This window comes from Streptomyces sp. NPDC040405 (genome assembly GCF_055595765.1).
This window is the reverse complement of the sequence record NZ_JBVIVI010000001.1, coordinates 836,023-861,030: the sequence shown is the minus strand read 5'-3', so window position 1 is coordinate 861,030 and position 25,008 is coordinate 836,023. Positions and strand designations below refer to the sequence as shown.

The window sequence follows — 25,008 nt, the reverse complement described above, 5'->3', positions numbered from 1 at the left end:
GGGGCTCACCGCGCCATGCCCAGACTGCTTGCCGCCGCCGTGACCTGCGTCCTGTCCGCCGCCCTCGCGGTCGGCGCCGCGCTCGGCATCGTCGCCCTGCTGGGCGTCACGCCCGAACAGCCGAACGTCCCCCTCGTCACCTTCCCGACCTCCTCCGACACCCGCTAGGCACCCGGGGATGGCGTCGCCGTTACGTTCGGCCTGGAAGGAGGTGCCCCGGTCGCGGGTGCGCCACTTCGCCCGGCTCGCCCTGGACGAGGTGCCGGTGCTCGCCGAGGACATCTTCCGCGAGATCCGCCGCGAGTACCCGAACCTGGTCATCGTCCCGGACGAGAGCGGCGAGCCGGTGGCGCTGGTGGGCATCCGGCGCGCCCTCGAACACTTCGTCCAGTACGTATCCGACGGCTCCGGCGGCCCCCGCGCACACCCCGAGGTGTTCCAGGAGTTCGGCCGCGGCCAGGTGCAGCACGGCCGCAGCCTCGACTCGCTCCAGGCCATGTACCGGCTCGGCGTACGGCTCGCCTGGCGCCGCCTCGCCGAGCTGGGCCAGCAGGTCGAGATCCCCGCGCCCGCCATGTACGAACTCGCCGAGTCCGGCTTCGAGTATCTGGACGGGCTGGTCGCCGAGTCCATGCGCGGCTACGCCGAGGCCGCGGCGCGCCAGGCGGGGGAGCGGCTGCGGCTCCAGCGCAGGCTGCTCGACCTGCTCCTCACCGAACGCCCCCGCAAGAGCCCCGAGGACGCCGACGCCCTCGCCGAGCGGGCCGCCCGCATCGGCTGGCCGCTGCCCGAGCGGGTCGCCGTCGCCGTACTGCTGCGCCCCGCGCGCGAGGCGCTGGCCCCCGCCGTGGGCCGGGATGTCCTCCTCGACATGGAGTGCGAACAGCCGCGCATGGTGCTCCCCGACCCCGAGGAGGCGGGCCGCCCCGAGCTGCTGCGGCGGGCCACCGCCGGGTGGTCGGGCGCGGTCGGCCCGCCCGTACCGCTCGCCGACGCCGCCAAGTCGCTGCGCTGGGCGGCGGCCGCGGTCCGGCTGATGGAGCGGGGCCTGCTGCCCGCCGGGGAGGTGCTGCACTGCACCGAGCACACCGAGGCGCTGGTGCTGCTGCCCCCCGAGGAGCTGATCGACGCCCTGGCGCGGCGCCGTCTCGCCCCGCTCGCCGGGTGCGGCCCCGCCCAGGGGCGCCGCCTCGCCGAGACGCTGCTGGCGTGGCTGGAGACGCGGGGCGGGGCGCCGGAGATCGCGGACCGGCTGGGGGTGCATCCGCAGACCGTGCGCTACCGGCTCCGGCAGATCAGGGAGCTGTGGGGCGACGAGATGGACGACCCGGACCGCCGCTTCGAGCTGGAGCTGGTGCTGCGGGCGCAGCGGCTCCGCGGCGACCTGCTGCCGTCCACGCCGTAGCCACTGTGCCGGTGCCACTCCGGGCGGCCACCCCGGACGCCACGCCGGGCGCCATCGCGTGCGCCACTCCTGGCAGTCTTGTCAGTGGCCTTCAGGGTCTTTGCGCGGCCATTGCCGTGAGAAGTGGCCTCCGCGTAACCTATGTTCGCGATACCGGCCACCGGCCGGGATCTCGAACACTTGCCATCTGGACCAGAAGGGGTGGGCGAACCACATGGGACGCCTCGTGCCCGCGGTGACCCGGGCTCTGGACATTCTCGAGCTGTTTCTCGACGGCGACGGCACACTCTCCGCCCCCGAGATCACCCGCCGTCTCGGGCTGCCCCGGACCACCGTGCACGAGCTGGTGACCACTCTGGCCGCCCGTTCCTATCTCGTCCACGTGCCCGACCAGCCCGGCCGCTACCGGCTCGGTGTGCGCCCGTACCAGCTCGGCAGCCGGTACGCGGAACAGCTCGACCTGGCCGCCGAGGGCCGACAGGTGGCCCGGAGCGTGGCCGAGACCTGTGACGAGACCGTCCATGTCGCCATTCTGGAGGGCACGGACGTCATCTACATCGCCAAGGTCGACTCCACCCATGCCGTGCGCATGGTCTCCGCCGCGGGCCGCAAGCTGCCCGCGCACTGCACCTCGGTCGGCAAGATGCTGCTCGCCTCCCTCCCGGAGGACGAGCTGACCGCCCGGTTCCCCGAGGACCGGCCGCTGACCGCCATGACGGACAACAGCATCACGTCCCCGGCCGAGCTGCACCGCCACCTGGCCGATGTGCGCGAGCGCGGCATCGCGGTCGAGCGGCAGGAGTCCAACCCCGATGTGAGCTGCGTGGCCGCACCGGTGCGGGACTCGGCGGGCAAGGTGGTGGCGGCGCTGTCCATCTCGGTGCCGACGATCCGCTGGAGCGAAGAGCGCCAGACGGAGCTGGAGGAACTGGCGGCCAAGGGCGCGGGCGAGCTGTCCGTCCGCCTGGGACACCGGAGGGGACGCGGGGTATGAGCGGGCGGGGATGGGACGTGGCGGTCCGGGCGACCGCCGAACTGGGCGAGGGCCCGACCTGGGACGCGACGGCCGGGCAGCTGATCTGGGTGGACATCCTCTCCGCCCGCGTCCACACCCACGACCCGGCCACCGGCCGGAACACCACCCTGGCCACCGAGCAGCACGTCGGCGCGGCGAAGCCGCGGGTAGGTGGCGGTCTTGTGGTCAACCTGCGCGACGGCATCGGGCTGTACGACGGTGGCTCCGAGGGTTTCCGCTGGCTGGTCCGGGACCCCGTCCCCGGCCGCCGCGGCAACGACGCCGCTGTCGCCCCGGACGGTGCGCTGTGGGCGGGCACGATGGCCTACGACGAGACGGCGGGCGGCGGCACCCTCTCCCGTATCGGCTCCGACGGCTCCGTGGCGGAGATCCTGCCGGACGTGGCGGTCAGCAACGGCACCGGCTGGAGCCCGGACGGCCGCCTCATGTACTACGTCGACTCCCCGACCCGCCGCATCGACGTCTTCGACGTGGCGGGGGAGGGCGTCACCGGCCGCCGCCCCCTCGCCGTGATCGAGGACGGCGCGGGCTTCCCGGACGGGCTGTGCGTGGACGCCGACGGCTGCGTCTGGGTCGCCCTCTGGGACGGCGCCGCGATCCGCCGCTACACCCCGGACGGCACACTCGATCGGGTGATCCCGCTGCCCTTCCCCCGCCCCACCGCATGCGCCTTCGGCGGGGCCGGTCTCAGCGATCTGTACGTCTCCTCGGCCCGCGTCGGCCTCGGCGCCGCCGCCCCGCCGCTGGCGGGTTCCGTGCTGGTCATCGGGGATGCGGGGCGGGGGCTGGCGCAGCCTGCGTTCGCGGGCTGAGCGGGCCCGGCCACCGCCGGGCCCGGCGGTGGTCCGGCTGAGCCGGGCCGTACACCGCCGGACCCGACGGCTCTCCGCACAAGATCCTCACACCCGGTGTCCCCCGCGCTCTGTGCAGGTCACATAGCCTTCCCGGCGAAATGAACGACGCGCACACGTCCCGCCGAAAGCCCCGCCGCCGCGGCCGCCGCGCCCGCCGGGGGCGTGGCCGCCGGGTGCTGATCATGGCTGCGGTGCTGGGGCCTGTCCTGGCGGCGGTCTTCGTGGCGGAGCTGGCCACCGAGGGCTACTGGCGCACCCCGGCCCCGAAGCCGTCGCCCGAATCCCCGGAGTCCCCGGAGCGCCGCCCGGTCTCGGACCGTACGGAGCCCACGGCCGCTCCGAGCGGCCGGGGCGGCGATGGGCACACGACCGCCCCGGCCGAGGGGCCCACCCACGACCCCGAGTCCGACGACCCCACCCGCGCCGACGACGCGCCCGCCGATCAGACCGGCCCGTCGTCCTCGGACGCCCCCGGGGCCCCCGCGTCCGGCGGCGCCCCGGCTTCCACGCACGCGCCCCCACCCCCCTCAGCGCCCGCACCCCCCAGCCCGTCGCCGAGCTGCACCCGCTTCCTGTGGTGGTGCGCCTGACCGGGGCGCCCGCGACCAGGCGGCCCAGCCGCGCGGCGCCTTACGCTGCACGGGTGACCACCGATCTGACTCTGCTGCCGCGTGTCGCCTATCGCGGGCAGGAGGTCACCGCGCCCCGGGTTCGCGCCCTCCTCGCGTTGCTCGCGGGCGATGTGCGGGCGGGCTGTGGCATCGAACGGCTGGTGGCAGGGCTGTGGCCGGACGCATTGCCGGAGCGGCCGGGCAAGGCGGTGCAGGTGCTCGTGTCCAGGGCGCGGGCGCGGCTGGGGGCCGACGTCATCGTCGGCACGCCGACCGGATACCGGCTCACCCTCGCCGAGGCTCAGGTCGACACCTCCGCTCTGCTGCTGCACGCCACCGCGAGCGCGGAGCGGGCCAGGGCCGGGGACCACGCGGGGTCGCTGGCGGCGGCCGAGGCCGGGCTCGCGCTGTGGGAGGGGGCCCCTGACGGGGGCGGTGACGCGGATGACCCCGTGGCCGCGTTGCGCGCCGAGCGCGCGCCCGTCCGTGGCGCGCTCGTACGGGCGCGGGCGCTGGCGCTCGCCCGGCTGGGGCGGCACGCGGAGGCGGCCGGGCCGCTGGCCGCGGCCGCCGCGGAGCGTCCGCGCGACGAGGAGGTGCTCGCCGAGCTGCTGCGCTGTGAGGCGGCGACGGCGGGCCCGTCCGCCGCGCTGACCCGGTACGAGGCGTACCGCCGTGAGCTGCGCGAGACGCTGGGCACCGATCCGGGCGCCGGGCTCCGGGCCGTACAGCGGGAGCTGCTGCGCGGTGGCGAGGCGCCGGTGGTCCGGCACGGTGTGCCGCACGAGCCGAACCCGCTGCTGGGCCGGGATGAGGACATCGCGGCCGTGGAGCGGTTGCTGCGCGCCTCCCGTGCCGTCACCGTCGTCGGGCCCGGTGGCCTCGGCAAGACCCGGCTCGCGCACGCCGTCAGCCGCCAATGGGGTCTCCCCTGCTCGAGCGAAGCCAAGAGCTTCGGGAACGAGCAGCGGGTGGTGTATTGCGTGCCGCTCGCGGGTGTCACCGCCGACGAGGACGTGGCCGCCGAAGTGGCCTCCGCGCTCGGTGCGGGGGAGCGGCGGCACGGCGCCCTGAGCGGCCATGCCGCGGCCGACCCGGTGTCCGGCGTCCTCGGTGTGCTCGGCTCCGGGCCCGCGCTGCTGGTGCTGGACAACTGCGAGCAGGTCATCCGGGGCGCCGCCGACCTCGTACGGGCCCTCGTCTCGGCCTCGAAGGACCTGCGGGTGCTCGCCACCAGCCGGGCCCCGCTGGGCCTCACCTCGGAGGCGGTGTACGCGCTGCCGGAGCTGGGTCTCGACACCTCGGTCGAGCTGTTCACGCAGCGGGCCCGGGCCGCCAGGCCCGGCGTGGCGCTGCCGCCGGACACGGTGGCCGGGCTGTGCCGCCACCTCGACGGGCTGCCGCTGGCCGTGGAGCTGGCCGCGGCGCGGGTGCGGGTGCTGTCGGTGCCGGAGATCGCCCGCCGCCTCGGCGACCGGTTCGCGCTGCTGCGCGGCGGCGCGCGCGACACACCGGAGCGCCACCGCACGCTGCACGCGGTCGTGGAGTGGAGCTGGAACCTGCTCGCGGAGGACGCCAGGGCGGCGCTGCGCACGCTGTCCGTCTTCCCCGGCGGCTTCTCCGGCGAGGCGGCCGAACAGGTGCTGGGGGAGGACGCGCTGTCCCTGCTGGAGCAGTTGGCCGGTCAGTCGCTGCTGACCGTCGCCGACACCCCGGTCGGCGTTCGGTTCCGGACGCTGGAGACCGTACGGGAGTTCAGCGCGGCCCGGCGCGCGGAGGCGGGCGAGGAAGAGGCGGCCATCGGCCGGTTCCTCGCCTGGGCGCGGGACTTCGGGGTCGTGCACCACGACTGGCTCTTCGGCCCGGAACCCCTGGCGGCCGGGGAGCGGATCAGACCCGAGCAGGACAACCTCGTGCAGGCCCTGCGGTACGCCCTGGCCCGTGCGGACGGCCCCACCACCGCCGCCCTCACCGCCGTCCTCGCCGCCCTGTGGTCCACCGACTCCGACTACCCCCGCCTCGCCACCCTCGCCGCGGACACCGGCCCGCCACTGTCGCACTACTACCCCGAGCCCGCGTACGTCGAAGTCGCCCGCACCGCGGCGGTGTTGTGCACGGCGGGCCTTTTCATGAACTTCGGCCCGCACGTCGTACGCCACCTCGTCACCCTCCGGCGGCTGCCCCCGGCCGCGCCGGACACGCTGCTGCGCGCCACCTCGGTGGTGCTGAGCGCGGTGCCCGAGATGCTGCCTCCCCGCTACGACGTGCTGCGGAATCTCTGCGGCAGCGAGCGCCCGCTGGTCGTCGGCATCGCCGAGTGCGTCGCCACGTACGTCTGGGAGTACGAGCACGACTTCGACGGCGCGCTCGCTTCGGCCCGGCGGATGATCGCCGCGCTGGCGGCGACCGACAACTCTTCCCTGCGGGTCATGGCCCACTCCCGGCTGAGCGAGCTGTGCTTGAAGCTGGGGGAGGGCGAGGCCGCGTACGGGTACCTCAGGACCGCGCTGGAGACGCTGCGGCGGCTCGGCGGCGAGCACGACTACATCGGCATCCGCTGGGGCCTGGCCCTCGCCTGTCTGCAGCGCGGCGATCCCGACGAGGCCGAGTACTGGCTGTCGCAGGCGGAGGGTGACAGCGCTCGGCAGCAGGACGTCTTCTACAGCCCTGACCTCGGCGTGCGCGCCGAGATCGCGCTCGCCCGGGGGCTTGACGAGGCTGGGCTCGGCCTGTGGCGCGGCGCCGTGGAGCGGATGTTCGAGGCCGGTTCGCCGTACGGCGGCGACCCCTGGGTCGACCAGTGGGCGCTGCAGATCCACTCGGTGGCGGTGACGGCGCACGCCCACGCCGGTCGTCCGGAGCTGGTCGCGGAGCAGGCCGAACGGCTGCGGACGCTGCTGTCCGGCCCGTCCTGCCCACCCATGGAGCTGCCTGTTCTCGGGACAGTGCTGCACGCGCTCGGCATGGCGGGGATCGCGTCCGGCGACGGGTCCGGCGACGCGTCCGGTGACGCCCGTGGCGTACGGATGATCGCGCTGGCCGAACGGCTGCGGGTGCTGCGCGAGTTCCAGCCGACGATGTCGGCGGACCGCGCCCGGCGGGCGGCCGAGGACGCCGATGGGGCGGCGTACGCCGACGCGGTGTCGGAGTACGCCGCCCTCGGGCGGGACGCGTTGCGGGAGGCCGCCCGCGCGCTCATTTCGGGTCGCGCTTGAACAGCGACTTCGACCAGAAGTAGCCGAGCACGGTCAGACCCAGGGACCAGCCGATCGTGATCCACCCGTTGTTGCCGATCTCGCTGCCGAGCAGCAGTCCGCGCAGGGTCTCGATGGCGGGGGTGAACGGCTGGTACTCGGCGATCGGCCGGAACCAGTCCGGCATGGCGTCGACGGGCACGAAGGCGCTGGAGATGAACGGGAGCATGATCAGCGGCATCGCGTTGTTGCTGGCGGCCTCGGCGTTCGGGCTGGCCATGCCCATCCCGACGGCCATCCAGGTGAGCGCCGTGGCGAAGAGCACGAGCAGCCCGAACGCCGCCAGCCACTCCAGGAGCGTGGCGTCCGTGGACCGGAAGCCGATGGCCACGGCGACGGCGCCGACGAGCACCACGCTGATGACCGCCTGCAGCACGCTGCCGATGACGTGCCCGATGAGCACGGAGCCGCGGTGGATCGCCATCGTGCGGAAGCGGGCGATGATGCCCTCCGTCATATCCATGGAGACGGATACCGCGGTCCCCGCCGGGGTGGCGCCGATGGTCATCACCAGGATGCCCGGGACGAGGTAGGCGATGTACGCGGAGCGGTCGGCGCCGCCGCCCCCGATGCCCGCGCTCATCACGTCGCCGAAGACGTAGACGAAGAGCAGCAGCAGGACGATCGGCGTCAGGAGGATGTTCAGGGTGAGGGACGGGTAGCGGCGGGCGTGCAGAAGGTTGCGCCGCAGCATGGTGGCGGAGTCGCGGACGGCGAGGGGGAGAGTGCTCATCGGACGGTCTCCTTGGGCTGGTGGGGGACGTTGGTGTCGCCGGTGAGGGCGAAGAAGACGTCGTCGAGGTCGGGGGTGTGCACGGTCAGTTCGTCGGCCTCGATTCCGGCGGAGTCCAGCCAGTCGAGAAGGGAGCGGAGCTCGCGCTGGCTGCCGTCGCTGGGGATCTGCAGGGCGAGGGCTTCGTCGTCCCGGGTGGCCTCGCCCAGGGCGGAGGCGGCGCTCTGGTACGCGGCCGGGTCGGTGAAGCGGAGCCGGATGTGGCCGCCGGGGATGAGCCGCTTGAGCTCCTCTGCGGTGCCGTGGGCGGCGATCTTGCCGTCGTTGAGCACGGCGATGCGGTCGGCGAGTTGGTCGGCTTCTTCCAGGTACTGGGTGGTGAGGAAGACGGTGACGCCGCCGGTGACCAGCTCGCGGATGATCTGCCACATGTTGTGGCGGGAGCGTGGGTCGAGTCCGGTGGTGGGCTCGTCGAGGAAGATGATGCGTGGGTCGCCGACCAGGGTCATGGCGATGTCGAGGCGGCGCTTCATGCCGCCGGAGTAGGTGGCGGCGGGCTTCTTGGCGGCCTCGACCAGGTCGAAGCGCTCCAGGAGTTCGGCGGCGGCCCGGCGGCCCTCGCGCTTGGACAGGTGGTGCAGGTCCGCCATGAGGAGCATGTTCTCCTCGCCGGTGATCAGGCCGTCGACGGCGGAGAACTGCCCGGTGACCCCGATGGCGGCGCGGACCGCTTGCGGGTCGGCGGCGAGGTCGTGGCCGCCGACGTGCAGGTCACCGGCGTCGGCGGTGACGAGAGTGGAGAGGATCTTGACGGCGGTGGTCTTGCCCGCGCCGTTCGGGCCCAGGAGGGAGAAGACCGTTCCCTCGGGGACGGCCAGGTCGATGCCGTCGAGGACCTTCTTCTCGTCGTAAGCCTTGTGCAGCCCCTTGGCCGCGATGGCGAGGGCGGTCGATGTCGTCGTCATGCCGCACAGCTTGCGGCGAGGCGGATTCAGCGCGGTTTCAGCACGCTTTCAGCACCCGGAAACCGAAGACTCCGCCCGGGCGGGGGTTCGGGGGCGTAGCCCCGGAACGGGGGCCGCGGCTATGCGCCCAGCATCCGTTGCAGTAGGTCCCGCAGCACCGTCCGCTCCTCCGTCGAGAGCCCGGCCAGCGGCTCGCGCGCGAAGTCCAGCGAGCCGCGCAGCCGCTCGGCGGTCTCGCGGCCCGTCTCCGTGGCGGCGGCGAGCTTGACGCGGCGGTCGGCGGGGTCGAGGCGGCGCTCGGCGAGGCCGCGGGATTCGAGGCGGTCCACGATCCCGGTGACGTTCGACGGCTCGCACTTGAGCTGCTGCGCTATCCGCCGCATCGGCGTCGGCCCCCGGGAGAGCAGGCCCAGGACGCGTGCCTGGGCGCCGGTGAGGGCATGCTTGGCGGCGGCTTCCTCGTACTCCTCGTGATAGCGGGCCACGATGGTGCCGATCAGCTCGACGACCTCGAGGGTCAGCGGGTCGATGGGGGACGTCATGCCGCTCAGGCTACCCGTTTACTTGACAACATGAAATATCGAGGCACATGATTGTTTCAGGTAGTGAAGTAATCAGGAGGAGGCACCCCCCATGTCCGCGATCCCCGCCACCGGCCGTGAATGGCACCTCGTCGCCCGCCCCGAGGGCTGGCCGAAGCCGGAGGACTTCGCGCTGCGCGAGGTCCCGGTGGCCGAGCCGGGCCCGGGCCAGGTGCTGGTCCGCAACCTGTACATGTCGGTGGACCCGTACATGCGCGGGCGGATGAACGACGTGAAGTCGTACGTGCCGCCGTTCCAGCTGGACCAGCCGATGGAGGGCGGCGCGGTCGGCAAGGTGATCGCCTCGAACGCGGACGACATCGCGGTCGGCGACCACGTACTGACCTTCGCCGGCTGGCGCGAGTACGCGGTGATGGACGGCAAGCGCGCGGTGAAGGTGGACCCGGAGGTCGCCCCGCTCACCTCGTACCTCGGGGTGCTCGGGATGACCGGCCTCACCGCCTACGCGGGGCTGCTGGAGGTCGCGTCGTTCAAGGAGGGCGACGCGGTGTTCGTCTCCGGCGCGGCGGGCGCGGTCGGCAGTGAGGTCGGCCAGATCGCCAAGCTCAAGGGCGCCTCGCGGGTCATCGGCAGCGCGGGCTCGGACGAGAAGGTGCGGCTGCTGCTCGACGAGTACGGCTTCGACGCGGCGTTCAACTACAAGAACGGCCCGGTCGCCGAGCAGCTGAAGGAGGCCGCCCCCGACGGCATCGACGTCTACTTCGACAACGTCGGCGGCGACCACCTGGAGGCCGCCCTGAGCAGCCTCAAGGTGCACGGCCGCATCGCCACCTGCGGCATGATCTCGCTGTACAACGAGACCGAGCCGCCCGCCGCCCCGCGCAACATGGGCCTGTTCATCGGCAAGCGGCTGCGCATGCAGGGCATGCTGGTCAACGACCACAACCACCTCAAGCCGCAGTTCTTCGAGGAGGTCGGCGCCTGGGTGCGCAACGGCGAGCTGCGCTACCGCGAGACCGTCGTGAAGGGCGTGGACAACGCGGCGGACGCCTTCCTCGGCATGCTCCGCGGCGAGAACATCGGCAAGATGATCGTCGCGCTCGACGACTGAGCGGAGAGGTCCCTGAGGTGCCCCGGCCGCCCGCGGCCGGGGCACCGCCGCCGTTACGGCAGGACCACCGTCGTCAGGGCGCGCGGCGGAAGGTCCACATCCAGCGTGCCGCCCCGCACCACCGCCCGGCCGACCCGGCTCAGCGAGTGCGTCTCGTCGGTCCGGTAGACCGAACCGGCGCCGCGTCCGCCGCTCACCGCGAAGTCCGTACGGACCGCCTCCCGGCCCGTGTTCAGGATCTCCAGCACCCGCCCCCCGTCCCGGTTCCGGAAGGCCGTCACCTTCACGCCGTCCGCCGCGGCGGCCCCGGCGGACGCCGCCACCCGCACCGCGCCCGGCCGTACGAAGCGGCTGTACGCGGCGAGCGCCCACAGCCGCTTCGAGACGTGGTAGTCCGCGCCGTCGAGCTGGATGAGCCCCCGCGTCGCCCCCACCGAGGCGCCGAACCAGTACACGTACGCACTCGCCCGCGCGTCCGCGAGCGTGGTGTGGATCGCCTCGGCGACGGCGAGCCCGTCATAACCGCTGCCGTCGTCCCACGCCTCGTTCCACGTCGTGCCGTTGGGGCTCCACTCGGACATCCAGGTGCGCCGGGTCGTCGGCAGTGGCTGGTCCGAGGGCGTGACGTACGGGTGTCCCGTGTGCACGCCCACGTACCGCGACGCCTCCGGGTCCGCCTCGATCGCCGCGCTGAACTCGGCCTGCTGGTCCCAGCCGGCCGCGTCGCAGCACACCAGGTTGATCCCGGCGCGCCGGACCGCCGGGCCGACCGCCTTCACGGTCTCGGCCGCCTCCTTCGGCGTGAACCGCATGGAGGCGTAGGACGTGGCGAGATCCGGCTCGTTGGTGAAGCCGAGGTCGGTGATCCGGATGCCCTCCTGGCGGTAGAACTTCGCGTATTGCACGAGGTAGTCGGCGTAGGCGCGCCGCCATTCCGGCTTGAGGTTGCCGCCGTTGGCGTCCGTCCCGTTGGTCTTCATATAGCCGGGCGCGCTCCAGGCGTCGGCGTAGAAGCGCTGGACGCCGTACCGCTTCGCCTCTTTCGCCAGCCACACCTGGCCGCCGTCCTTGCCGTCCCACTGGTAGCGCGGCGGGGCGTCCGGGCCGCCCGGGTCGGTGGGCTGGATGGACTTCATGTGGTCGTACACCTCGTCCGAGGACGAGCCGATGCCGAGCCGCAGGATGCTGAGTCCCGCGCCGGTGCGCCGGTTGAGCAGCAGATCCAGCACCTCCCGCCGGTGCTCGGGGGTGAGCCCGCCCGCGCCCCGCATCAGATCGGCGCGCTGGAAGGCTTCCGAGAAGCCGAAGCCATCGATCGGCTGGAGAGGTCTTCCGAAATCCGCGCCGGGGGTGGAAGGTTGCTCAGCGGCGGCGGACGGCATGGCCAGAGGGATCAGGGCGGCGGCGAGAGCGCCGACGAGAGCGGTACGAACCGTCTTGATCACGAAAACTTCCCTTCCCAGGCTCCGAAAACTTCCGGAACGTTTCCGTAACGTCGGCCGCACGCTAGAGGTGGCCCCCACACCGGTCAAGAGAGAGCACAGCCAACTCCACACGAGAGGAGAGCCGCCGCATGACCACGCGTCACGGCACCAGATGGCTCGCCCTGCCCGCCGCGCTCCTGCTCGCCCTGCTCCCGACCAGCGCCTCCGCCTATCCGAACCCGGGCCGGGTGACGGGCGACATCGCCGTCCACGACCCGACGATGCTCCGCGCCGCCGACGGCACCTATCTGCTCTACTCCACCCACGGCGGTCTGGAGGCCCGCACCTCCACCGACCGGATCGCCTTCAGCCGCTCCGGGAACGCCTTCAACTCCCCGCCGTCCTGGTGGAAGACGTACTCCTCCGGCAACGACCCCTGGGCGCCGGACGTCTCGTACCACGGCGGCAAGTACCTGATGTACTACGCCGTCTCGTCCTTCGGCTCCAGTAACTCCGCCATCGGCTTCGCCAGTTCGCCCAGCGGCAAGGCGGGCACCTGGACCGACTACGGCATCGTCCACGCCACCACCGGCAGCAGTAATTACAATGCCATCGACCCCAACCTCTTCGTGGACGACGACGGGAAGTGGTGGCTGTCGTTCGGCTCGTGGTGGTCGGGGCTGAAGATGATCCGCCTCGACCCCGCCACCGGAAAGCAGTACTCGGGCGACAAGACCGTCTACGGCATCGCCTCCCGGCCCACCGGCACCAAGGCGGTCGAGGGGCCGTCCGTCGTCAAGCGCGACGGCTACTACTACCTGTTCGCGTCGTACGACACCTGCTGCGCGGGCGCCAGCTCCACGTACAAGATCAAGGTCGGCCGCGCCACCAAGCCCACCGGGCCGTACTACGACAAGAACGGGGTGAACATGATGAGCAATGGCGGCTCCCCGGTCCTGGAGTCCCACGGCCGCTACATCGGCCCCGGCGGCCAGTCGATCATGAGCGACAGCGACGGTGACCTGCTCGTCTACCACTACTACGACGGCCAGGACAACGGCACCGCCAAGCTCGGCGTCAACCTGCTGAGCTGGAGTGGCGGCTGGCCGACCGCGTACTGAGGCGCGGCCCGCGAGGCTTTCCCCACCCCGCCCCTTCCCGAACCGGGGGGCACCCCCGGGCCCCCGGCTCCGGGGCGTGCGCCCGCCGCCGTGTCGCGGCGCGCCCCGGCCTTCCGGCGCGGGGTGGGTGCCACCGTGGGCGCATGTGGCCCGGGGTGGAGCCGTTGACGCGCGCGCGGCCAGCTCTTACCGTCTCGTTCGTATATGCGATCTCACTCCGATATTTCGAACAGAATGGCATATCGAACAGAGCAGCAGAGAGGCGCCGCCATGCAGCCGACCGCCCCCGCCCGGTTCACCCTCGACCCCGCCTTCGCCGTGGGCGATGTCGACCCCCGTCTCTTCGGCTCGTTCGTCGAACACCTCGGCCGCTGCGTCTACACCGGGATCTACGAGCCCGGCCACCCCGCCGCCGACGACGCCGGGCTGCGCACCGATGTCCTCGCCCTCATCCGTGAACTCGGCGTCACCGCCCTCCGCTACCCCGGCGGCAACTTCGTCTCCGGCTACAAGTGGGAGGACGGCACCGGCCCCGCCGAGGAGCGCCCCCGCCGCCTCGACCTCGCGTGGCGCTCGACCGAGACCAACCGCTTCGGGATCTCCGAGTACGTCGACTTCGTCCGCAAGGTCGGCGGCGAGCCCATGATGGCGCTCAACCTCGGCACGCGCGGCGTCGCCGAGGCCCTGGAGCTGCAGGAATACGCCAACCACCCCTCCGGCACCGCCCTGTCCGACCGCCGCGTCGGGCACGGCGACAAGGACCCGTACGGGATCCGGCTGTGGTGTCTGGGCAATGAGATGGACGGCCCCTGGCAGACCGGCCACAAGACCGCGGAGGAGTACGGGCGGCTGGCCGCCGAGACCGCCCGCGCCATGCGGCAGATCGACCCGGACGTCGAGCTCGTGGCCTGCGGCAGCTCCAACCAGTCCATGGCGACCTTCGCCGCCTGGGAGGCCACGGTCCTCCAGCACTCCTACGACCTGGTCGACTACATCTCCCTGCACGCCTACTACGAGGAGCACGACGGCGACCGCGACTCCTTCCTCGCCTCCGCCGTCGACATGGAGTCCTTCATCGAGAACGTGGTCGCGACCTGCGACCACGTGGGCGCCCGGCTGAAGTCGAAGAAGAAGATCAACCTCTCCTTCGACGAGTGGAACGTCTGGTACCAGAGCCGCTTCGCGAACGCCGAGCCGCCTGACTGGGAGGAGACGCCGCGGCTGCTGGAGGACAACTACTCCGTCACCGACGCCGTCGTCTTCGGCTCGCTCCTCATCGCGCTGCTGCGCCACGCCGACCGCGTGACGGTCGCCTGCCTCGCCCAGCTCGTCAACGTCATCGCCCCGATCCTGGCCGAACCGGGCGGCCCGGCCTGGCGCCAGACCACCTTCTTCCCCTTCGCCCAGGCGTCGGCGTACGGGCGCGGCCGGGTGCTCCAGGTCGCGCCCGACGGCCCCGCGCACGAGACGGCGCAGTACGGCGAGGTGCCGCTGCTGCACGCCACGGCCGTACGGGACGAGGAGACCGGCGCGGTCACCGTCTTCGCCGTCAACCGCGACCAGCACCGGCCGCTCCCGCTGGAGGTGGCGCTGCACGGGATGGCGCCTGCCCGGGTGGTCGAGCACAGCGTGCTCGCCGACGCCGACCCGGAGGCCCGGAACACCCTCGCCGAGCCCGAGCGCGTCACCCCGCACGCGGGCGAGGGCACGGCGCTCGCGGACGGCGTCCTGACCGCCACGCTGGAGCCGATGTCCTGGAACGTGATCCGTTTGGGGTAGGCCGCAAATAATTTGTATAGTGCACCTATATGAGTACGGTGCACGAGACACAGGACGAGGTACAGGGCGAGATACGCGGGTGGCCATCGGCGGTCGGCCGCAGCTTCCGGGCGGCGCTGACCATGGAACGCGTGTCCTCGGAGCCCGGCGCGATCGTGCGGGCGGCCCTGGCGGTCGTCGCCGCGACGGTGCTCGGCGGGCTGACCGGCGATCCGCTGGCCTGGGTCATGATGTCGGTGGGCACCTTCATCTGCGGCATCGGCACCCTGCTGGCGCCGGTCCGGCACCGGGCGGTGAACGCGTTCGCGTTCGGCGCGGGCTTCTCGCTCGCCGCCCTCGCCGGTGTCTGGCTGCACCAGGCCGGGTGGTACTTCCTGATCGCCCTCGCGGCCCTCTCGTACCTGGCCGGGCTGTGGCGGGCGCTGGGCGTGGCGCCCGGCATCCGCGCGTGCCTCGTCGTCATCGGATGCCTGATCACCGCCGACCTCGCCGCCACGGTCGAGGCGGGGCTGGTGATGGTGCGCTGGATGGCGGCGGGCGCGGCCCTGACCTTCGCCGCCCAGCTGCTGCCCCCGTACGGGCGGCGCCACCCCGCGCAGCGCAAGGCGCTGGCCGCGCTCTACGGCTCGCTGGCGGCGTACGCACGCGCCGAGCCCGGCGGCTACCCGGCCCCGGCGCCGTTCACCGCCGCCCGCAGGGCGCTCGATCTGCTGCCGCGCTTCACCCGCCCCGGCGCGGCACCGCTCTACGGACTGCTCGTCGAGGCCGAACGCATCCGGCGCGCCCTGCTGCTCGCGTCCGACACCCCGAAGGCGCCCCGCGCGGAGATCGCCGAAGCGCTGGACTCCGTGGCGCGCGCCCTGCGCACCTCCCGCCGGGAGCCCCTCGCACCGGACGCCGTACGGACCCTGGGGACCTGGCGCGGCCCGATGGCCGAGGAGCTGCTGCCGTCACTGGACGAGGCCGGGCGCCTCGTCGGCCTCTGGGCCGACCGGGAGGACCCTGACGGCTCGGTCCTGGCCCTCTTCCCCGCCGAACACCCCGCCCGCGCCGGGCTCCGGCGGCTGGGGGCCGCGGCGCGCCCCGGCGACCCGCTGTTCCCGCACGCCCTCCGCGTCGCCGTCGGGACCACGGCCGGTGAGGCGGCGGGCCGCGCCCTCGGCGACTTCTGGGGCCACGGCCTGCCCGGACACGGCTTCTGGGCGGCGCTCACCACCATGCTGGTGCTGTTCCCCGACTACGGACACACCTTCGCCCGCGGCTGGGCCCGCCCCATCGGCTCGATCCTCGGCGGCCTCGCCGCCTGGGCCGCCCTGCTGCCCGCCTGGTGGACGCCGGACCGGCTGGTCGTCGCCGCGGTGGTGCTCGCCGTATGCGTCTTCCTCACCCTGCGCGTCGGCCAGTTGGTGCTGAACTTCTTCATCACCGCCTGGCTCGTCGTCCTCATCACCCGGCTGGGCAAGGCCCCCGACCTCATCGCCTGGGGCCGTCCCGCGGACACCCTCCTCGGCGCGATGATCGGGCTCCTGGTCTTCGTCGTTCTGCCCACCTATCACCACGACCGGCTGTCCTCACTGGTCGCCGCGTGGACGGACGTACAACGGAGGCTGCTGAACGTGCTGGTCGGCGGGCTGACCGAGCCGGGGGTGGTGCGGCACGAGGACATCGACGCCCTGCGCTCCCGCAGCCGCCACACCCGCGAGCGGCTGGAGGCCGCGGTCGCCGCGGTCCGCCACGAGCCGCGCGGCCACCGCGCCCGCTGGACCGCCACCGAGATCGAGTCCATCCAGCGGTCGATCGCGGACCTCAACCGGTGCGCGTCGCAGCTGTACGCCGCGCAGCCGCGCCGTACGGCCGACGCCGTGCCGGAGGCCGCCGAGATCGCGGCCCTCTTCGACACCCGGCTGACCGCCCTCGCCGACGCCCTCGACGGTGGCGGCCCGGTCCCGGCCGCCACCTTGCGGGCGTCCTTCGACGACTCCGCCCGGCGCGGTGGCCTCACCGACCTCACCGACCACCGCTCCCCGGACGGCGTCGCCCACGCCAGGGCCCGCGCCCTGACCCTCTGCCTCCGCACGGCCCTGGCCGTCGACACCTTCACCACCGGCCTGTCGCCCAGGAGGGTCTAGACCACCAGCCACAGGGCGCCGGTCAGCAGGAAGCCGACCACGCCCATCGCCGTGGTGAGGACGGTCCAGGTGCGCAGGGCGTCGCCGACCTCCAGACCGACCAGCTTGGTGAACATCCAGTAGCCCGCGTCGTTGATGTGCGACAGCGACAGGCCGCCCGCGCCCATCGCCAGGCACACCAGGGCCAGTTGCTGCGGGGAGAGGTCCGTGCGCTGCAGCAGCGGGTTGATCAGACCTGCCGTCGTCACCAGGGCCACCGTCGTGGAGCCCTGCACCGCCCGCAGCAGGGCCGTCATCGCGAAGGCCAGCGCCAGCAGGGGCAGTCCGGTGCGGTCCAGGACGTCGGCCACGGCATCGCCGATACCGGTCTTCACCAGTACCTTGCCGAACACGCCGCCCGCGCCCGCCACCAGGATGACCATCGCCACGCCCGGCAGCGCCGCGCCCATCACCTCCGAGACGCGGGCGCCCGACCACCCGCGGCGTATGCCCAGGAAGTACGCGCTGAGCGCGGCCGCGACGAGCAGGGCCACCATGGGCGCGCCGAGCACGGTCAGGACGGCGCGCAGGGTGGAGCCCTCGGCGAGGGTGTTCGTGGCGATGGTGCCGAGGAGTATGAGGACGATGGGGGTCACGATGAGGGTGAGGATCATGCCGAAGGACGGCGGAGTCTCGACACTCTTCTCGTCCTCCCCGCTTTCGAGGACCTTCTCCCGCACATCGGCCGTCATCGCGTACGTACGCCGCGTCATGCGCTTGGCCAGCAGATAGCCGATCGCGATCACGACCGCCGTCACGGGTATGCCGAACAGCAGCACCCAGCCCTGGTCCGCCCCGATCGTCGTCGCGGCGGCGACCGCGCCCGGGTGGGGCGGCAGGAAGGCGTGCACCGTGAGCATCGCCGCGCCCATCGGCAGGGCGTAGACGAGCAGCGGCTTACGGGACGCCCGGGCCACCCCGTACACGATCGGCATCAGGATGATCAGCCCGACCTCGAAGAAGACCGGGATGCCGAGCAGGAAACCGGCCGTCGTGAGCGCGAGCGGGGTCCGCTTCTCCCCGAACCGCTCCATCAGCGAATGCGCCAACGAGGCGGCACCGCCGGAGAGTTCGATGATCCGGCCGACCATCGCGCCGAGGGCGATGATGGTGGCGATGTGGCCGAGCGTCGACCCCATGCCCTCTTCGATGGTGGTGACGAGATCCGCGGCCGGGACGCCCGCGGTGAGCGCCACCGCGATGCTCACGACGAGCAGCGCCACGAAGGGCTGGACCTTCGCCTTGATGATCAGCACCAGCAGCAGGGCGACGCCTGCCGCGGCGACGAGGAGAAGCGCGCCGTGGCTCATTGTCCCGCTCCCTTCGGCACGTTCGGGGAGAGGACGGTCACGATGGACGAGTCGTCGCGCGCGGCGAGCCCGGCCCGTTCGCCCAGCAGATACAGCTGCTCGGCGGCCGAGGCGAGCGGCACCGGGACGTGCGCGTCCTTCGCGATCCCGGTGACGATGCCCATGTCCTTCACGAAGATGTCCAGCCGCGACCGCACCTCGACCGGGTCCGCCGCGTCCTCGTAGACCTGCGCCATGCGCGGCCCCCGGTCGGCGAACATGAACGATCCCGCCGCGCCCTGGCTCAGGCTGTCGATCACCGTCCGCGGGTCGAGCCCGAGTTCGCGCGCGAGGGCCACGGCCTCGGCGGCCGCCGCGATGTGCACTCCCGCGAGGAGCTGGTTGATGGCCTTGAGCGCCTGCCCGTCGCCGGGCTTGTCACCGATGACGGTGAGCGTGGACGCGAGCCGCTCCAGCACGGGGCGTGCCGTCGCGAGGGCGTCGGGCTCGGCGCCGACGACGATCAGCAGATCGCCGTTCCCGGCCCGCGTCGGCCCGCCGCTGACGGGGGCGTCCACGAGCCGTACGCCCCGCTCGGCGAGCGCGGCGGCCGTCGCCCGCGCCGCGACCGGCCCCACGGTGCTGGTGAGCACCACCACGGCCCCGGCCCGCAGCGTCCCCGCCGCACCGGCCTCGCCGAACAGCGCGCTGTCCACCTGGGCCTGATCCCGTACGGCGAGAAGCACCACATCGGCCCCCCGCGCGGCCTCAGCCGGAGTGACCGCCTCGGCGGCCCCCACACCGACGGCCGCGGCCCGCCGCCCGGCGGCGATGTCGAACACGGTCACGGCGAAGCCACCGGCGGCCAGATGCTGAGCCATGGGAAGCCCCATGGCCCCGAGGCCGATGACGGCGATACGGGGGGAGTTGCCGGTCTGGGGAGAGGGAGAAGGCATACGTGTTCCTGTGAGGGTGAGGGTGAGGGTGTGGGTGTTGTTGTGCGGCGGGTGGCGCGGGGTGGCGAACAAGCCCCCGGCGGTGGGCAATTCGCTTACGCCGATGCCAGGCGGTCGGCGATTCGGCGGGCCGTGTTCGCCACCGCGGCTCGGCCCGCCGCCCAGGTGGCGACGGCGTCCGCGCCGTCTGCCGCGTCCGGCAGGGTCGACGACACGGCCGTCAGGTAGGCCCGCCGCAGTTCCGCGTTGACGTTCACCTTGGCGACGCCGCGCCGCACCGCGCCCAGTAGCTCCGCCTCCGGCAGGCCGCTCGCGCCGTGCAGGACGAGGGGGACGGGTACCGCGTCCCGGATGCGTTCCAGGCGGGGCAGGTCCAGCCGGACCGGGTCCGCCGTGAAGCCGTGGACGTTGCCGACCGCGACGGCCAGGGCGTCGACGCCGGTCGCGGCCACGAACTCGGCTGCCTGCTCCGGGTCGGTCATGGAGCCGCCGGGGGCCGTCGCGTCCGTCGACACGTCCTCGTCACCGGCCAGCGCGCCGAGTTCGGCCTCGACCCATACCCCGGCCGCGTGGGCGTGCTCCACGGCCCTCCGGGTCAGCGCCACGTTCTGCGCGAACGGCAGATGCGAGCCGTCGATCATCACCGACGTATAGCCCGCGTCCACGCACGCGACGATCTCCTCCAGGTCCCGGCTGTGGTCCAGATGGACGCCGATGGGCGCGCTCGACCGGCGGGCCGCGTCCATCGCGAGCGCCATCAGCGCCGCGCGCCCCGCGTGCTTGAAGGCGCTCGAACCGGCCTGGAGCAGCACCGGCCGCCCCGATGCCTCCGCCGCCGCGACGATGCCCTGCACCGTTTCGAGGTTGTACGCGACGAACCCGGGTATCGCCCGGCCCTCGCGGGCGGAGGCGGTCAGCGCGTCGGTTCCGGTGAGCAGCATCAGACGCTCCTGAGCAGGTCGACGGCGTCCGCGAGGGCGTGGTCGTCGCCGACGTTCCCGGCGAACACGACGTACGGGATGCCGACGCTCGGGCCGGACTCCGGCTCCCACAGCGAGACGATCCCGGGCAGCAGGGTGCCGCGCGCCCAGGCCCGGCGGATCTCCAGGCCCTCGGTCGCGATGTCGCTGGAGGTGATGCCGCCCTTGGCGACGACGTACGCGGGGCGCCGGGCCGCCGTGACGGCTCGTACGGTGGCGACCAGCGCGGCGGACACGCTGCGCGCGATGGCCAGCGAGTCGTCCGCGCCGTCGCCGGTCACCAGGGCGCGGCTGGTGCGGACGACGACCTCACTCGTGGCGAGGGCCCGCGCACACGCCTCCGCCACGTCGGCGATGTGTTCCGCGCGGCACCCCTCGTCGAGCAGGGCGCGCACGTCCAGCTCGAATTCGGCGATTCCGCCGCGCTCGCGCAGCCGGTCCAGCTGCCGGGTGGTGAGCCCGACATGGGACCCGACGGCGATGAGCCCATACGGCTCCCGCTCGCCGGGGTGGCGCAGCTCGGCCGGGGTCAGCGGGGCGCGTGCGGCCTGGCCCGCCCGGGCCCGTACGAACGAGGGGCCGCACCGGTAGACCAGCCGCGTGCCCTCCGACTCCGCCGCCGCCCCCGCCAGGGCCAGGACGCGCAGGTCGTCGTCGCAGAGGGCGTCCGCCACCGCCGTCCGGCCGTCGCGCAGCGAGGTCAGCAGCCGGGCGACATGGCCCGGTCCGCGCAGCCGCAGGTCCTCCAGGGTGATCCGCAGGACGTCCCCGGCGGGTACGCGTCCGCCGGTCTTCTCCTCGACCCACTCCGGCAGCCGGGAGTTGACGTACCCGAACGTCGCGTCGCGCGCGAACTCGCTCCGGCCGACCGGAAGCATGCCCTCGGCCGTCCGCATCCAGTGCACGGAGTCGGCGGTGAGCCGTCCCGCCTCGATGTAGGCGGGGACGAGGACGACGCCGTCCACGGGCGTCTCCTCGGCCAGGACGTCCGTCTCCAGCGGGAAGTGGCCGCGCAGCGTGGAGTCGCTGCGGCTGGCCAGCACATAGCCCACGCCCTCGGCCGCCGACGCCTCCGCGAGGGCCCGTACGACCTCGCGGTTGCGGGCCGCGGCGGCGTCGGGGGAGAGGCTGCGGGTGTTGGTGAGCACGAAGAAGGCCGTGCTGTCCTGGCGCAGCGCCCACCGCAGGTCGTCGACCGTCCACGTGGTGAGGACGGGGACTCCGGCGACGGTCTGGGTGCCGGTGGGGTCGTCGTCCAGGACGACCAGGCGGCGGCCGGAGGCGACAGCGGCGGCGGCCACCTCGGCGGGATCGACCTCGCGGGGCGGGGGCAGCTCGTGCGCCTCGGGGAAGCGCGGGGTGTCGGGCATGTGCGGCTCTACTTTCCTGACTCTACGGGCGCGGTCGTGCGGTTTCCGGGCAGGCCGGGGCCACCGCCGGGGCGGCGGCGAACGAGAAAAAGGGGGGTCAGCCGCGTGGCTCGATGACGTGCGTGCGCAGGTCGTCCGTCGTCTGCGCCATGTGGTCGGCCATCGCCCGCCGGGCCTCGTCCGGGTCCCCGCCGCGCAGCGCCGCCAGGACGGTCTCGTGGTGGGCGATGGCGTTCGTACGGATCTGGGGCACGGCGGACGTCTGCCGACGGCCCTCGATCAGCAGCCGTCCGAACGGCTCGAAGAGCAGCGGGACGAAGGCGTTGCCGGAGGCGCGCATCACCACGTCGTGGAAGGCGATGTCGGCGGTCACGAACTGCTCGGTGTCCCCGGTGTCGGCCGCCGCCCGCATCTCGTCCAGCAGCTCGGCGAGTTCGGTGAGGTCGTCGTCGGTGCGCCGGGCCGCGGCCAGCTGCGCGGCGCCGACCTCGATCATCTGCCGGGCCTCGATCAGCTTCTCGGAGATCGCCCCGCCCGCCCGTGGCCCGGCGGCGGCCGCGCGGATCATCGGCTCCAGCGCGGTCCACTGGTCGGGGTTGTTGACGTACGTACCGCGTCCGCGGTGGATGCGGACGACGTTCTGCGAGCGCAGGACCTTGATCGCCTCGCGCAGCGTGAGCCGGCTGGCGGCATGCTGCTCGGCCAGTACGCCCTCCGGGGGGAGGGCCGTACCGGGCGGGTAGTGACCGTCGATGATCGCGGTCAGCAGTCGCTCGGCGATGTCGTCGGACAGCGGCATTGCTGTCGACCTCCTTGCCAGATCCCTGGGACTCGGCTCCCGTGGACATCAGACATCTGATGTCCAGGAGAACGTAGGCAGGGTTTCGGCCACCGTCAAGACCTCTCCGGGACTTCCTGGCGAAAAAGTGACCCCGCCCGGCCCCCGCCGGGGCCGGGCGGGGGTCGAGCGGGGACGGAAGGCCAGTGGTCAGGCGTCCGCGTCGATGCCCAGGGTGAGGGTGGCGCGATATCCGGCCGACGGGGTGCTGCCCAGCGCCGTCACGGCCATCAGCCCGGCGGCGGTGCCGCCGTTGCCGTAGATGCCGTCGGAGGACAGCGGGGTGCGGGGGACGGTGTTGGTGGAGTACGGGGTCAGCTTGGCGACCGCCTGGGTGATCGTCTCGCTGAAGAAGAGCTGACCTGTGTGGATCTCGTTGCCGCCGGTGAACGAGCCGTCGGCGGTGAGGGTGACGCCCGTGTGCACCTTGATGTGGATGTGGATGCAGCGGCCGCGGTACCAGCCGGGGTAGATTCCCTTCAGCTTGGCCACGCCGTCGGTGCCGGTGAGCACGCCGCCGCGCAGGAACTTCCCGTTGTCCGGCTCCTGGTGGCCGTTGTTGCCCACGAAGCCGGAGTACTCGCCGAGCGCGTCGCAGTACCAGATCTCCACGAGCGCCTTGTTGAGCGGTGCGCAGGTGTCCTTGTCGACGACGGGGAGGACCAGCTCCAGGGGGACGCCCTGCTTGTCCTCGGTGACATCGGCCCGTACCAGGGCGTGGTCGAGGTAGTACGGGCCCTCGGTCAGCTGCTTGGTGAGCGTGCAGATCGCGTTGGCGGCCGGGGCCAGGTCGGTGGCGGCGGTTTCGCCGTTGGTGGCCGCTCCGGGACGGGTGGCGGCGGTCCCGGCGCCGATTCCGACGGCCGCCGCGGCGGCGCTTCCGGCGATGAGTACTCTGCGTCGCCCGATGGGGGCGGGAGATGAGTCTGTCATGGGCATGGAAAGTAGGGCTGATACCTGTGGGGCGCCTGTCAGTTCGGCAAAGTCTCCGCGCGTCAACTCTTGTTATCGCCAACTCCCTTATGGGTCAGTGGTGTTGACATCTCCAACAAGCGCTTACTAGCTTCTTCTGTGATGGCTGTCGTCTGCTGGGCGGTCCTGACCACACCGTGCCCGGGCAGCGCCTTCCGCCGCCGTCAGAGCCGCACCCCCGACGGTCCCCACCGGCCCCGGTGGCCTGTGTGCTTGCCGCGCGCTCCCGCAAGCGATTGCCCCCGCGGGTGGGGATCCTCCGACTGAGAGGGCTCCTTCATGAACTCCGCAGGTGACCACCACTTCACGACGGACGCCACCGCCACCGGCCACCACCGGCGCCGCTTGGCGGCCGTCGCCGCGGGCGTGGCCGCGACCCTCGCGCTCGGCGGCCTGTCCGCGCTCTCGGCGCAGGACGCGGACGCCGTCACCCGCGCGGCGGGCGGGGCCGCCGCCGAGACCACCCCCATCGGCTTCGGCGCGGGCACCACCGGCGGTGGCAATGCCACCGCCACCACCGTCAGCTCGCCGGCCGCCTTCACCGCCGCGGTCACCGGCGACCAGGCCAAGGTGGTCAGGGTCTCCGGGCTGATCCCGCTCACCGGTCAGGTGGACATCGGCTCCAACACCACCGTCCTGGGCGTCGGTTCCGGCTCCGGCTTCACCGGGGGCGGTCTGCGGCTGAAGAAGGTGACCAACGTCGTCGTCCGCAACCTCACCATCAGCAAGCCGAGGAAGCCGTCCGACGGCATCACCGTCCAGGCGTCCACCCGGGTCTGGGTCGACCACAACACGTTCTCCGCCGACCGGGACCACGGCAAGGACTATGACGACGGTCTGCTCGACATCGATCACGGCTCGGACAAAATCACCGTCTCCTGGAACAAATTCGCCGACCATTTAAGGGGCAGCCTGGTCGGCCACAGCGACAACAACGCGAGCGAGGACACCGGTCATCTCAAGGTGACGTACCACCACAATTGGTTTGCGAATGTCTAATCCCGGATTCCCGGCCTCCGATTCGGCACCGGCCACTTCTACGACAACTATGTCCAGGGCGCGGAAACCGGTGCGCATTCCCGTATGGGCGCGCAGATCCCAGGCGGGCGCGGGCAAATTGTGACGCACCCGGACCGGTTCAAGGTATAGGGAATTCCATAGAAATAGCGACCCGTTGCCACGGTGAAGGTCCCCTACGATGACGAGGCGGCGACGTCCGCGGTTTCACGGAAGCGCCGTATCAGCGAACGTTGTCCTTCTCACCGGGAGAAATGTTGAAGAACAAGCGCCGCGTCTTCGCCACTGCCGCCGCCACCGCGGTCGCGACTTCGGTTCTCGCGCTGGGGGCCGCCGGGACGGCCTCCGCCGCCTCCGCCTTGCCGAGGCATTTCAGCACCATCGGTGCCTGCCAGACCTACGGCAACCAGCTGGCTCAGCAGGGGAAGCTCGTGGGCTTCAAGTGTGTGTTCACGAAGGACGGGGATTACGCGCTCTACACCTGGTAGCCCCCGCTTGTCCGGAGCGGGGGGGGGGGGGGGGGGGGGGGGGGGGGGAGGAGGGGGGGGGGGGGGGGGGGTCAGAAACAACCGGTGGGGTGTGG

Annotated in this window: 21 protein-coding genes and 1 pseudogene; 12 read left to right on the top strand and 10 right to left on the bottom strand. The window is 72.6% G+C overall.

What is annotated here, in order from left to right; genetic code table 11:
• Positions 1-15 precede the first annotated feature (15 nt).
• The 6 genes from ACZ59A_RS03795 (at position 16) to ACZ59A_RS03770 (ending at position 7,121) form a co-directional block, all read left to right on the top strand.
• Entirely contained in the window at positions 16-168 is a 153-nt protein-coding gene (locus ACZ59A_RS03795; protein WP_470953073.1) for a hypothetical protein, read from the top strand.
• Between the two features lie 10 nt (positions 169-178).
• Positions 179-1,405, top strand: a complete 1,227-nt coding sequence (locus ACZ59A_RS03790; RefSeq protein ID WP_470953071.1) for a PucR-like N-terminal domain-containing protein — start codon at positions 179-181, stop codon at positions 1,403-1,405.
• Positions 1,406-1,619: 214 nt separating this feature from the next.
• Positions 1,620-2,399, top strand: a complete 780-nt coding sequence (locus tag ACZ59A_RS03785) for an IclR family transcriptional regulator (RefSeq protein ID WP_470953069.1) — start codon at positions 1,620-1,622, stop codon at positions 2,397-2,399.
• Complete coding sequence (locus ACZ59A_RS03780) at positions 2,396-3,253, top strand: SMP-30/gluconolactonase/LRE family protein (protein WP_470953066.1); 858 nt, start codon at positions 2,396-2,398, stop codon at positions 3,251-3,253. Before ACZ59A_RS03785 ends, ACZ59A_RS03780 begins: the two co-directional genes overlap by 4 nt.
• Before the next feature lie 140 nt (positions 3,254-3,393).
• Positions 3,394-3,885, top strand: a complete 492-nt coding sequence (locus ACZ59A_RS03775; protein WP_470953063.1) for a hypothetical protein — start codon at positions 3,394-3,396, stop codon at positions 3,883-3,885.
• A 53-nt stretch (positions 3,886-3,938) separates the two neighbouring features.
• A complete protein-coding gene (locus ACZ59A_RS03770; RefSeq protein ID WP_470953060.1) occupies positions 3,939-7,121 on the top strand; it encodes an ATP-binding protein in 3,183 nt (1,060 codons plus the stop codon).
• Here the strand turns inward: ACZ59A_RS03770 and ACZ59A_RS03765 are convergent.
• The 3 genes from ACZ59A_RS03765 to ACZ59A_RS03755 all read right to left on the bottom strand — a co-directional run bounded on the left by ACZ59A_RS03765 (position 7,102) and on the right by ACZ59A_RS03755 (position 9,400).
• Positions 7,102-7,893 carry an ABC transporter permease gene (locus ACZ59A_RS03765; protein WP_470953057.1) on the bottom strand — a complete coding sequence of 264 codons (792 nt, stop codon included), beginning with the start codon at positions 7,891-7,893 and terminating at the stop codon, positions 7,102-7,104. The genes ACZ59A_RS03770 and ACZ59A_RS03765 overlap by 20 nt on opposite strands.
• Entirely contained in the window at positions 7,890-8,858 is a 969-nt protein-coding gene (locus ACZ59A_RS03760) for an ATP-binding cassette domain-containing protein (RefSeq protein ID WP_470953054.1), read from the bottom strand. Before ACZ59A_RS03760 ends, ACZ59A_RS03765 begins: the two co-directional genes overlap by 4 nt.
• 119 nt (positions 8,859-8,977) lie before the next feature.
• On the bottom strand, positions 8,978-9,400 hold the full coding sequence (locus ACZ59A_RS03755; protein ID WP_470953052.1) for a MarR family winged helix-turn-helix transcriptional regulator: 423 nt from the start codon (positions 9,398-9,400) through the stop codon (positions 8,978-8,980).
• A gap of 91 nt (positions 9,401-9,491) precedes the next feature.
• On the opposite strand from ACZ59A_RS03755, the gene ACZ59A_RS03750 reads away from it, so the two are divergent.
• Positions 9,492-10,511, top strand: coding sequence for an NADP-dependent oxidoreductase (locus tag ACZ59A_RS03750; RefSeq protein ID WP_470953050.1), 1,020 nt, complete (start codon positions 9,492-9,494; stop codon positions 10,509-10,511).
• Between the two features lie 53 nt (positions 10,512-10,564).
• Here the strand turns inward: ACZ59A_RS03750 and ACZ59A_RS03745 are convergent, their stop codons facing one another.
• Positions 10,565-11,956 (bottom strand): glycoside hydrolase family 30 protein, encoded by a 1,392-nt coding sequence (locus ACZ59A_RS03745; RefSeq protein ID WP_470953047.1) that lies wholly within the window; start codon positions 11,954-11,956, stop codon positions 10,565-10,567.
• A gap of 128 nt (positions 11,957-12,084) precedes the next feature.
• Here ACZ59A_RS03745 and ACZ59A_RS03740 point away from each other — a divergent pair, with 128 nt between their 5' ends.
• The 3 genes from ACZ59A_RS03740 to ACZ59A_RS03730 all read left to right on the top strand — a co-directional run bounded on the left by ACZ59A_RS03740 (position 12,085) and on the right by ACZ59A_RS03730 (position 16,964).
• Entirely contained in the window at positions 12,085-13,056 is a 972-nt protein-coding gene (locus tag ACZ59A_RS03740) for an arabinan endo-1,5-alpha-L-arabinosidase (protein ID WP_470953045.1), read from the top strand.
• Positions 13,057-13,326: 270 nt separating this feature from the next.
• Entirely contained in the window at positions 13,327-14,835 is a 1,509-nt protein-coding gene (gene arfA / locus ACZ59A_RS03735; protein ID WP_470953042.1) for an arabinosylfuranosidase ArfA, read from the top strand.
• Between the two features lie 29 nt (positions 14,836-14,864).
• Positions 14,865-16,964, top strand: coding sequence for an FUSC family protein (locus ACZ59A_RS03730; protein ID WP_470953039.1), 2,100 nt, complete (start codon positions 14,865-14,867; stop codon positions 16,962-16,964).
• Here the strand turns inward: ACZ59A_RS03730 and ACZ59A_RS03725 are convergent.
• From ACZ59A_RS03725 to ACZ59A_RS03700, 6 genes are all read right to left on the bottom strand, one after another.
• The gene (locus tag ACZ59A_RS03725) at positions 16,961-18,313 is read right to left on the bottom strand and encodes a GntP family transporter (RefSeq protein WP_470953036.1); all 1,353 of its coding nucleotides are present in this window, start codon (positions 18,311-18,313) and stop codon (positions 16,961-16,963) included. The genes ACZ59A_RS03730 and ACZ59A_RS03725 overlap by 4 nt on opposite strands.
• Positions 18,310-19,248 carry an NAD(P)-dependent oxidoreductase gene (locus ACZ59A_RS03720; RefSeq protein ID WP_470953034.1) on the bottom strand — a complete coding sequence of 313 codons (939 nt, stop codon included), beginning with the start codon at positions 19,246-19,248 and terminating at the stop codon, positions 18,310-18,312. Before ACZ59A_RS03720 ends, ACZ59A_RS03725 begins: the two co-directional genes overlap by 4 nt.
• A 95-nt stretch (positions 19,249-19,343) precedes the next feature.
• Entirely contained in the window at positions 19,344-20,189 is an 846-nt protein-coding gene (locus tag ACZ59A_RS03715; protein WP_470953031.1) for a class II fructose-bisphosphate aldolase, read from the bottom strand.
• Positions 20,189-21,598, bottom strand: coding sequence for a four-carbon acid sugar kinase family protein (locus ACZ59A_RS03710; RefSeq protein WP_470953029.1), 1,410 nt, complete (start codon positions 21,596-21,598; stop codon positions 20,189-20,191). The genes ACZ59A_RS03715 and ACZ59A_RS03710 overlap by 1 nt, the downstream gene beginning before the upstream one ends.
• A 97-nt stretch (positions 21,599-21,695) precedes the next feature.
• Positions 21,696-22,397: a FadR/GntR family transcriptional regulator gene (locus ACZ59A_RS03705; RefSeq protein ID WP_468055462.1), complete on the bottom strand. Its 702-nt coding sequence runs from the start codon at positions 22,395-22,397 to the stop codon at positions 21,696-21,698.
• Positions 22,398-22,586: 189 nt separating this feature from the next.
• Positions 22,587-23,375: an intradiol ring-cleavage dioxygenase gene (locus ACZ59A_RS03700; protein WP_470953026.1), complete on the bottom strand. Its 789-nt coding sequence runs from the start codon at positions 23,373-23,375 to the stop codon at positions 22,587-22,589.
• Between the two features lie 312 nt (positions 23,376-23,687).
• On the opposite strand from ACZ59A_RS03700, the pseudogene ACZ59A_RS03695 reads away from it, so the two are divergent.
• Positions 23,688-24,506, top strand: a pseudogene (locus ACZ59A_RS03695) (pectate lyase family protein); the annotation flags it as partial.
• A 173-nt stretch (positions 24,507-24,679) separates the two neighbouring features.
• A complete protein-coding gene (locus ACZ59A_RS03690; protein ID WP_470953023.1) occupies positions 24,680-24,913 on the top strand; it encodes a hypothetical protein in 234 nt (77 codons plus the stop codon).
• Positions 24,914-25,008 lie beyond the last annotated feature (95 nt).

What these genes read in the sequence shown, in the direction of transcription:
- ACZ59A_RS03760 (WP_470953054.1), bottom strand. Translation starts at nt 8,858, where the DNA reads ATGACGACGACATCGACCGCCCTCGCCATCGCGGCCAAGGGGCTGCAC.
- ACZ59A_RS03780 (WP_470953066.1), top strand. Translation starts at nt 2,396, where the DNA reads ATGAGCGGGCGGGGATGGGACGTGGCGGTCCGGGCGACCGCCGAACTG.
- ACZ59A_RS03785 (WP_470953069.1), top strand. Translation starts at nt 1,620, where the DNA reads ATGGGACGCCTCGTGCCCGCGGTGACCCGGGCTCTGGACATTCTCGAG.
- ACZ59A_RS03790 (WP_470953071.1), top strand. Translation starts at nt 179, where the DNA reads ATGGCGTCGCCGTTACGTTCGGCCTGGAAGGAGGTGCCCCGGTCGCGG.
- ACZ59A_RS03710 (WP_470953029.1), bottom strand. Translation starts at nt 21,598, where the DNA reads ATGCCCGACACCCCGCGCTTCCCCGAGGCGCACGAGCTGCCCCCGCCC.
- ACZ59A_RS03765 (WP_470953057.1), bottom strand. Translation starts at nt 7,893, where the DNA reads ATGAGCACTCTCCCCCTCGCCGTCCGCGACTCCGCCACCATGCTGCGG.
- ACZ59A_RS03690 (WP_470953023.1), top strand. Translation starts at nt 24,680, where the DNA reads ATGTTGAAGAACAAGCGCCGCGTCTTCGCCACTGCCGCCGCCACCGCG.
- ACZ59A_RS03775 (WP_470953063.1), top strand. Translation starts at nt 3,394, where the DNA reads ATGAACGACGCGCACACGTCCCGCCGAAAGCCCCGCCGCCGCGGCCGC.
- ACZ59A_RS03705 (WP_468055462.1), bottom strand. Translation starts at nt 22,397, where the DNA reads ATGCCGCTGTCCGACGACATCGCCGAGCGACTGCTGACCGCGATCATC.
- ACZ59A_RS03740 (WP_470953045.1), top strand. Translation starts at nt 12,085, where the DNA reads ATGACCACGCGTCACGGCACCAGATGGCTCGCCCTGCCCGCCGCGCTC.
- ACZ59A_RS03720 (WP_470953034.1), bottom strand. Translation starts at nt 19,248, where the DNA reads ATGCCTTCTCCCTCTCCCCAGACCGGCAACTCCCCCCGTATCGCCGTC.
- ACZ59A_RS03725 (WP_470953036.1), bottom strand. Translation starts at nt 18,313, where the DNA reads ATGAGCCACGGCGCGCTTCTCCTCGTCGCCGCGGCAGGCGTCGCCCTG.
- ACZ59A_RS03750 (WP_470953050.1), top strand. Translation starts at nt 9,492, where the DNA reads ATGTCCGCGATCCCCGCCACCGGCCGTGAATGGCACCTCGTCGCCCGC.
- arfA (WP_470953042.1), top strand. Translation starts at nt 13,327, where the DNA reads ATGCAGCCGACCGCCCCCGCCCGGTTCACCCTCGACCCCGCCTTCGCC.
- ACZ59A_RS03730 (WP_470953039.1), top strand. Translation starts at nt 14,865, where the DNA reads ATGAGTACGGTGCACGAGACACAGGACGAGGTACAGGGCGAGATACGC.
- ACZ59A_RS03755 (WP_470953052.1), bottom strand. Translation starts at nt 9,400, where the DNA reads ATGACGTCCCCCATCGACCCGCTGACCCTCGAGGTCGTCGAGCTGATC.
- ACZ59A_RS03700 (WP_470953026.1), bottom strand. Translation starts at nt 23,375, where the DNA reads ATGCCCATGACAGACTCATCTCCCGCCCCCATCGGGCGACGCAGAGTA.
- ACZ59A_RS03795 (WP_470953073.1), top strand. Translation starts at nt 16, where the DNA reads ATGCCCAGACTGCTTGCCGCCGCCGTGACCTGCGTCCTGTCCGCCGCC.
- ACZ59A_RS03715 (WP_470953031.1), bottom strand. Translation starts at nt 20,189, where the DNA reads ATGCTGCTCACCGGAACCGACGCGCTGACCGCCTCCGCCCGCGAGGGC.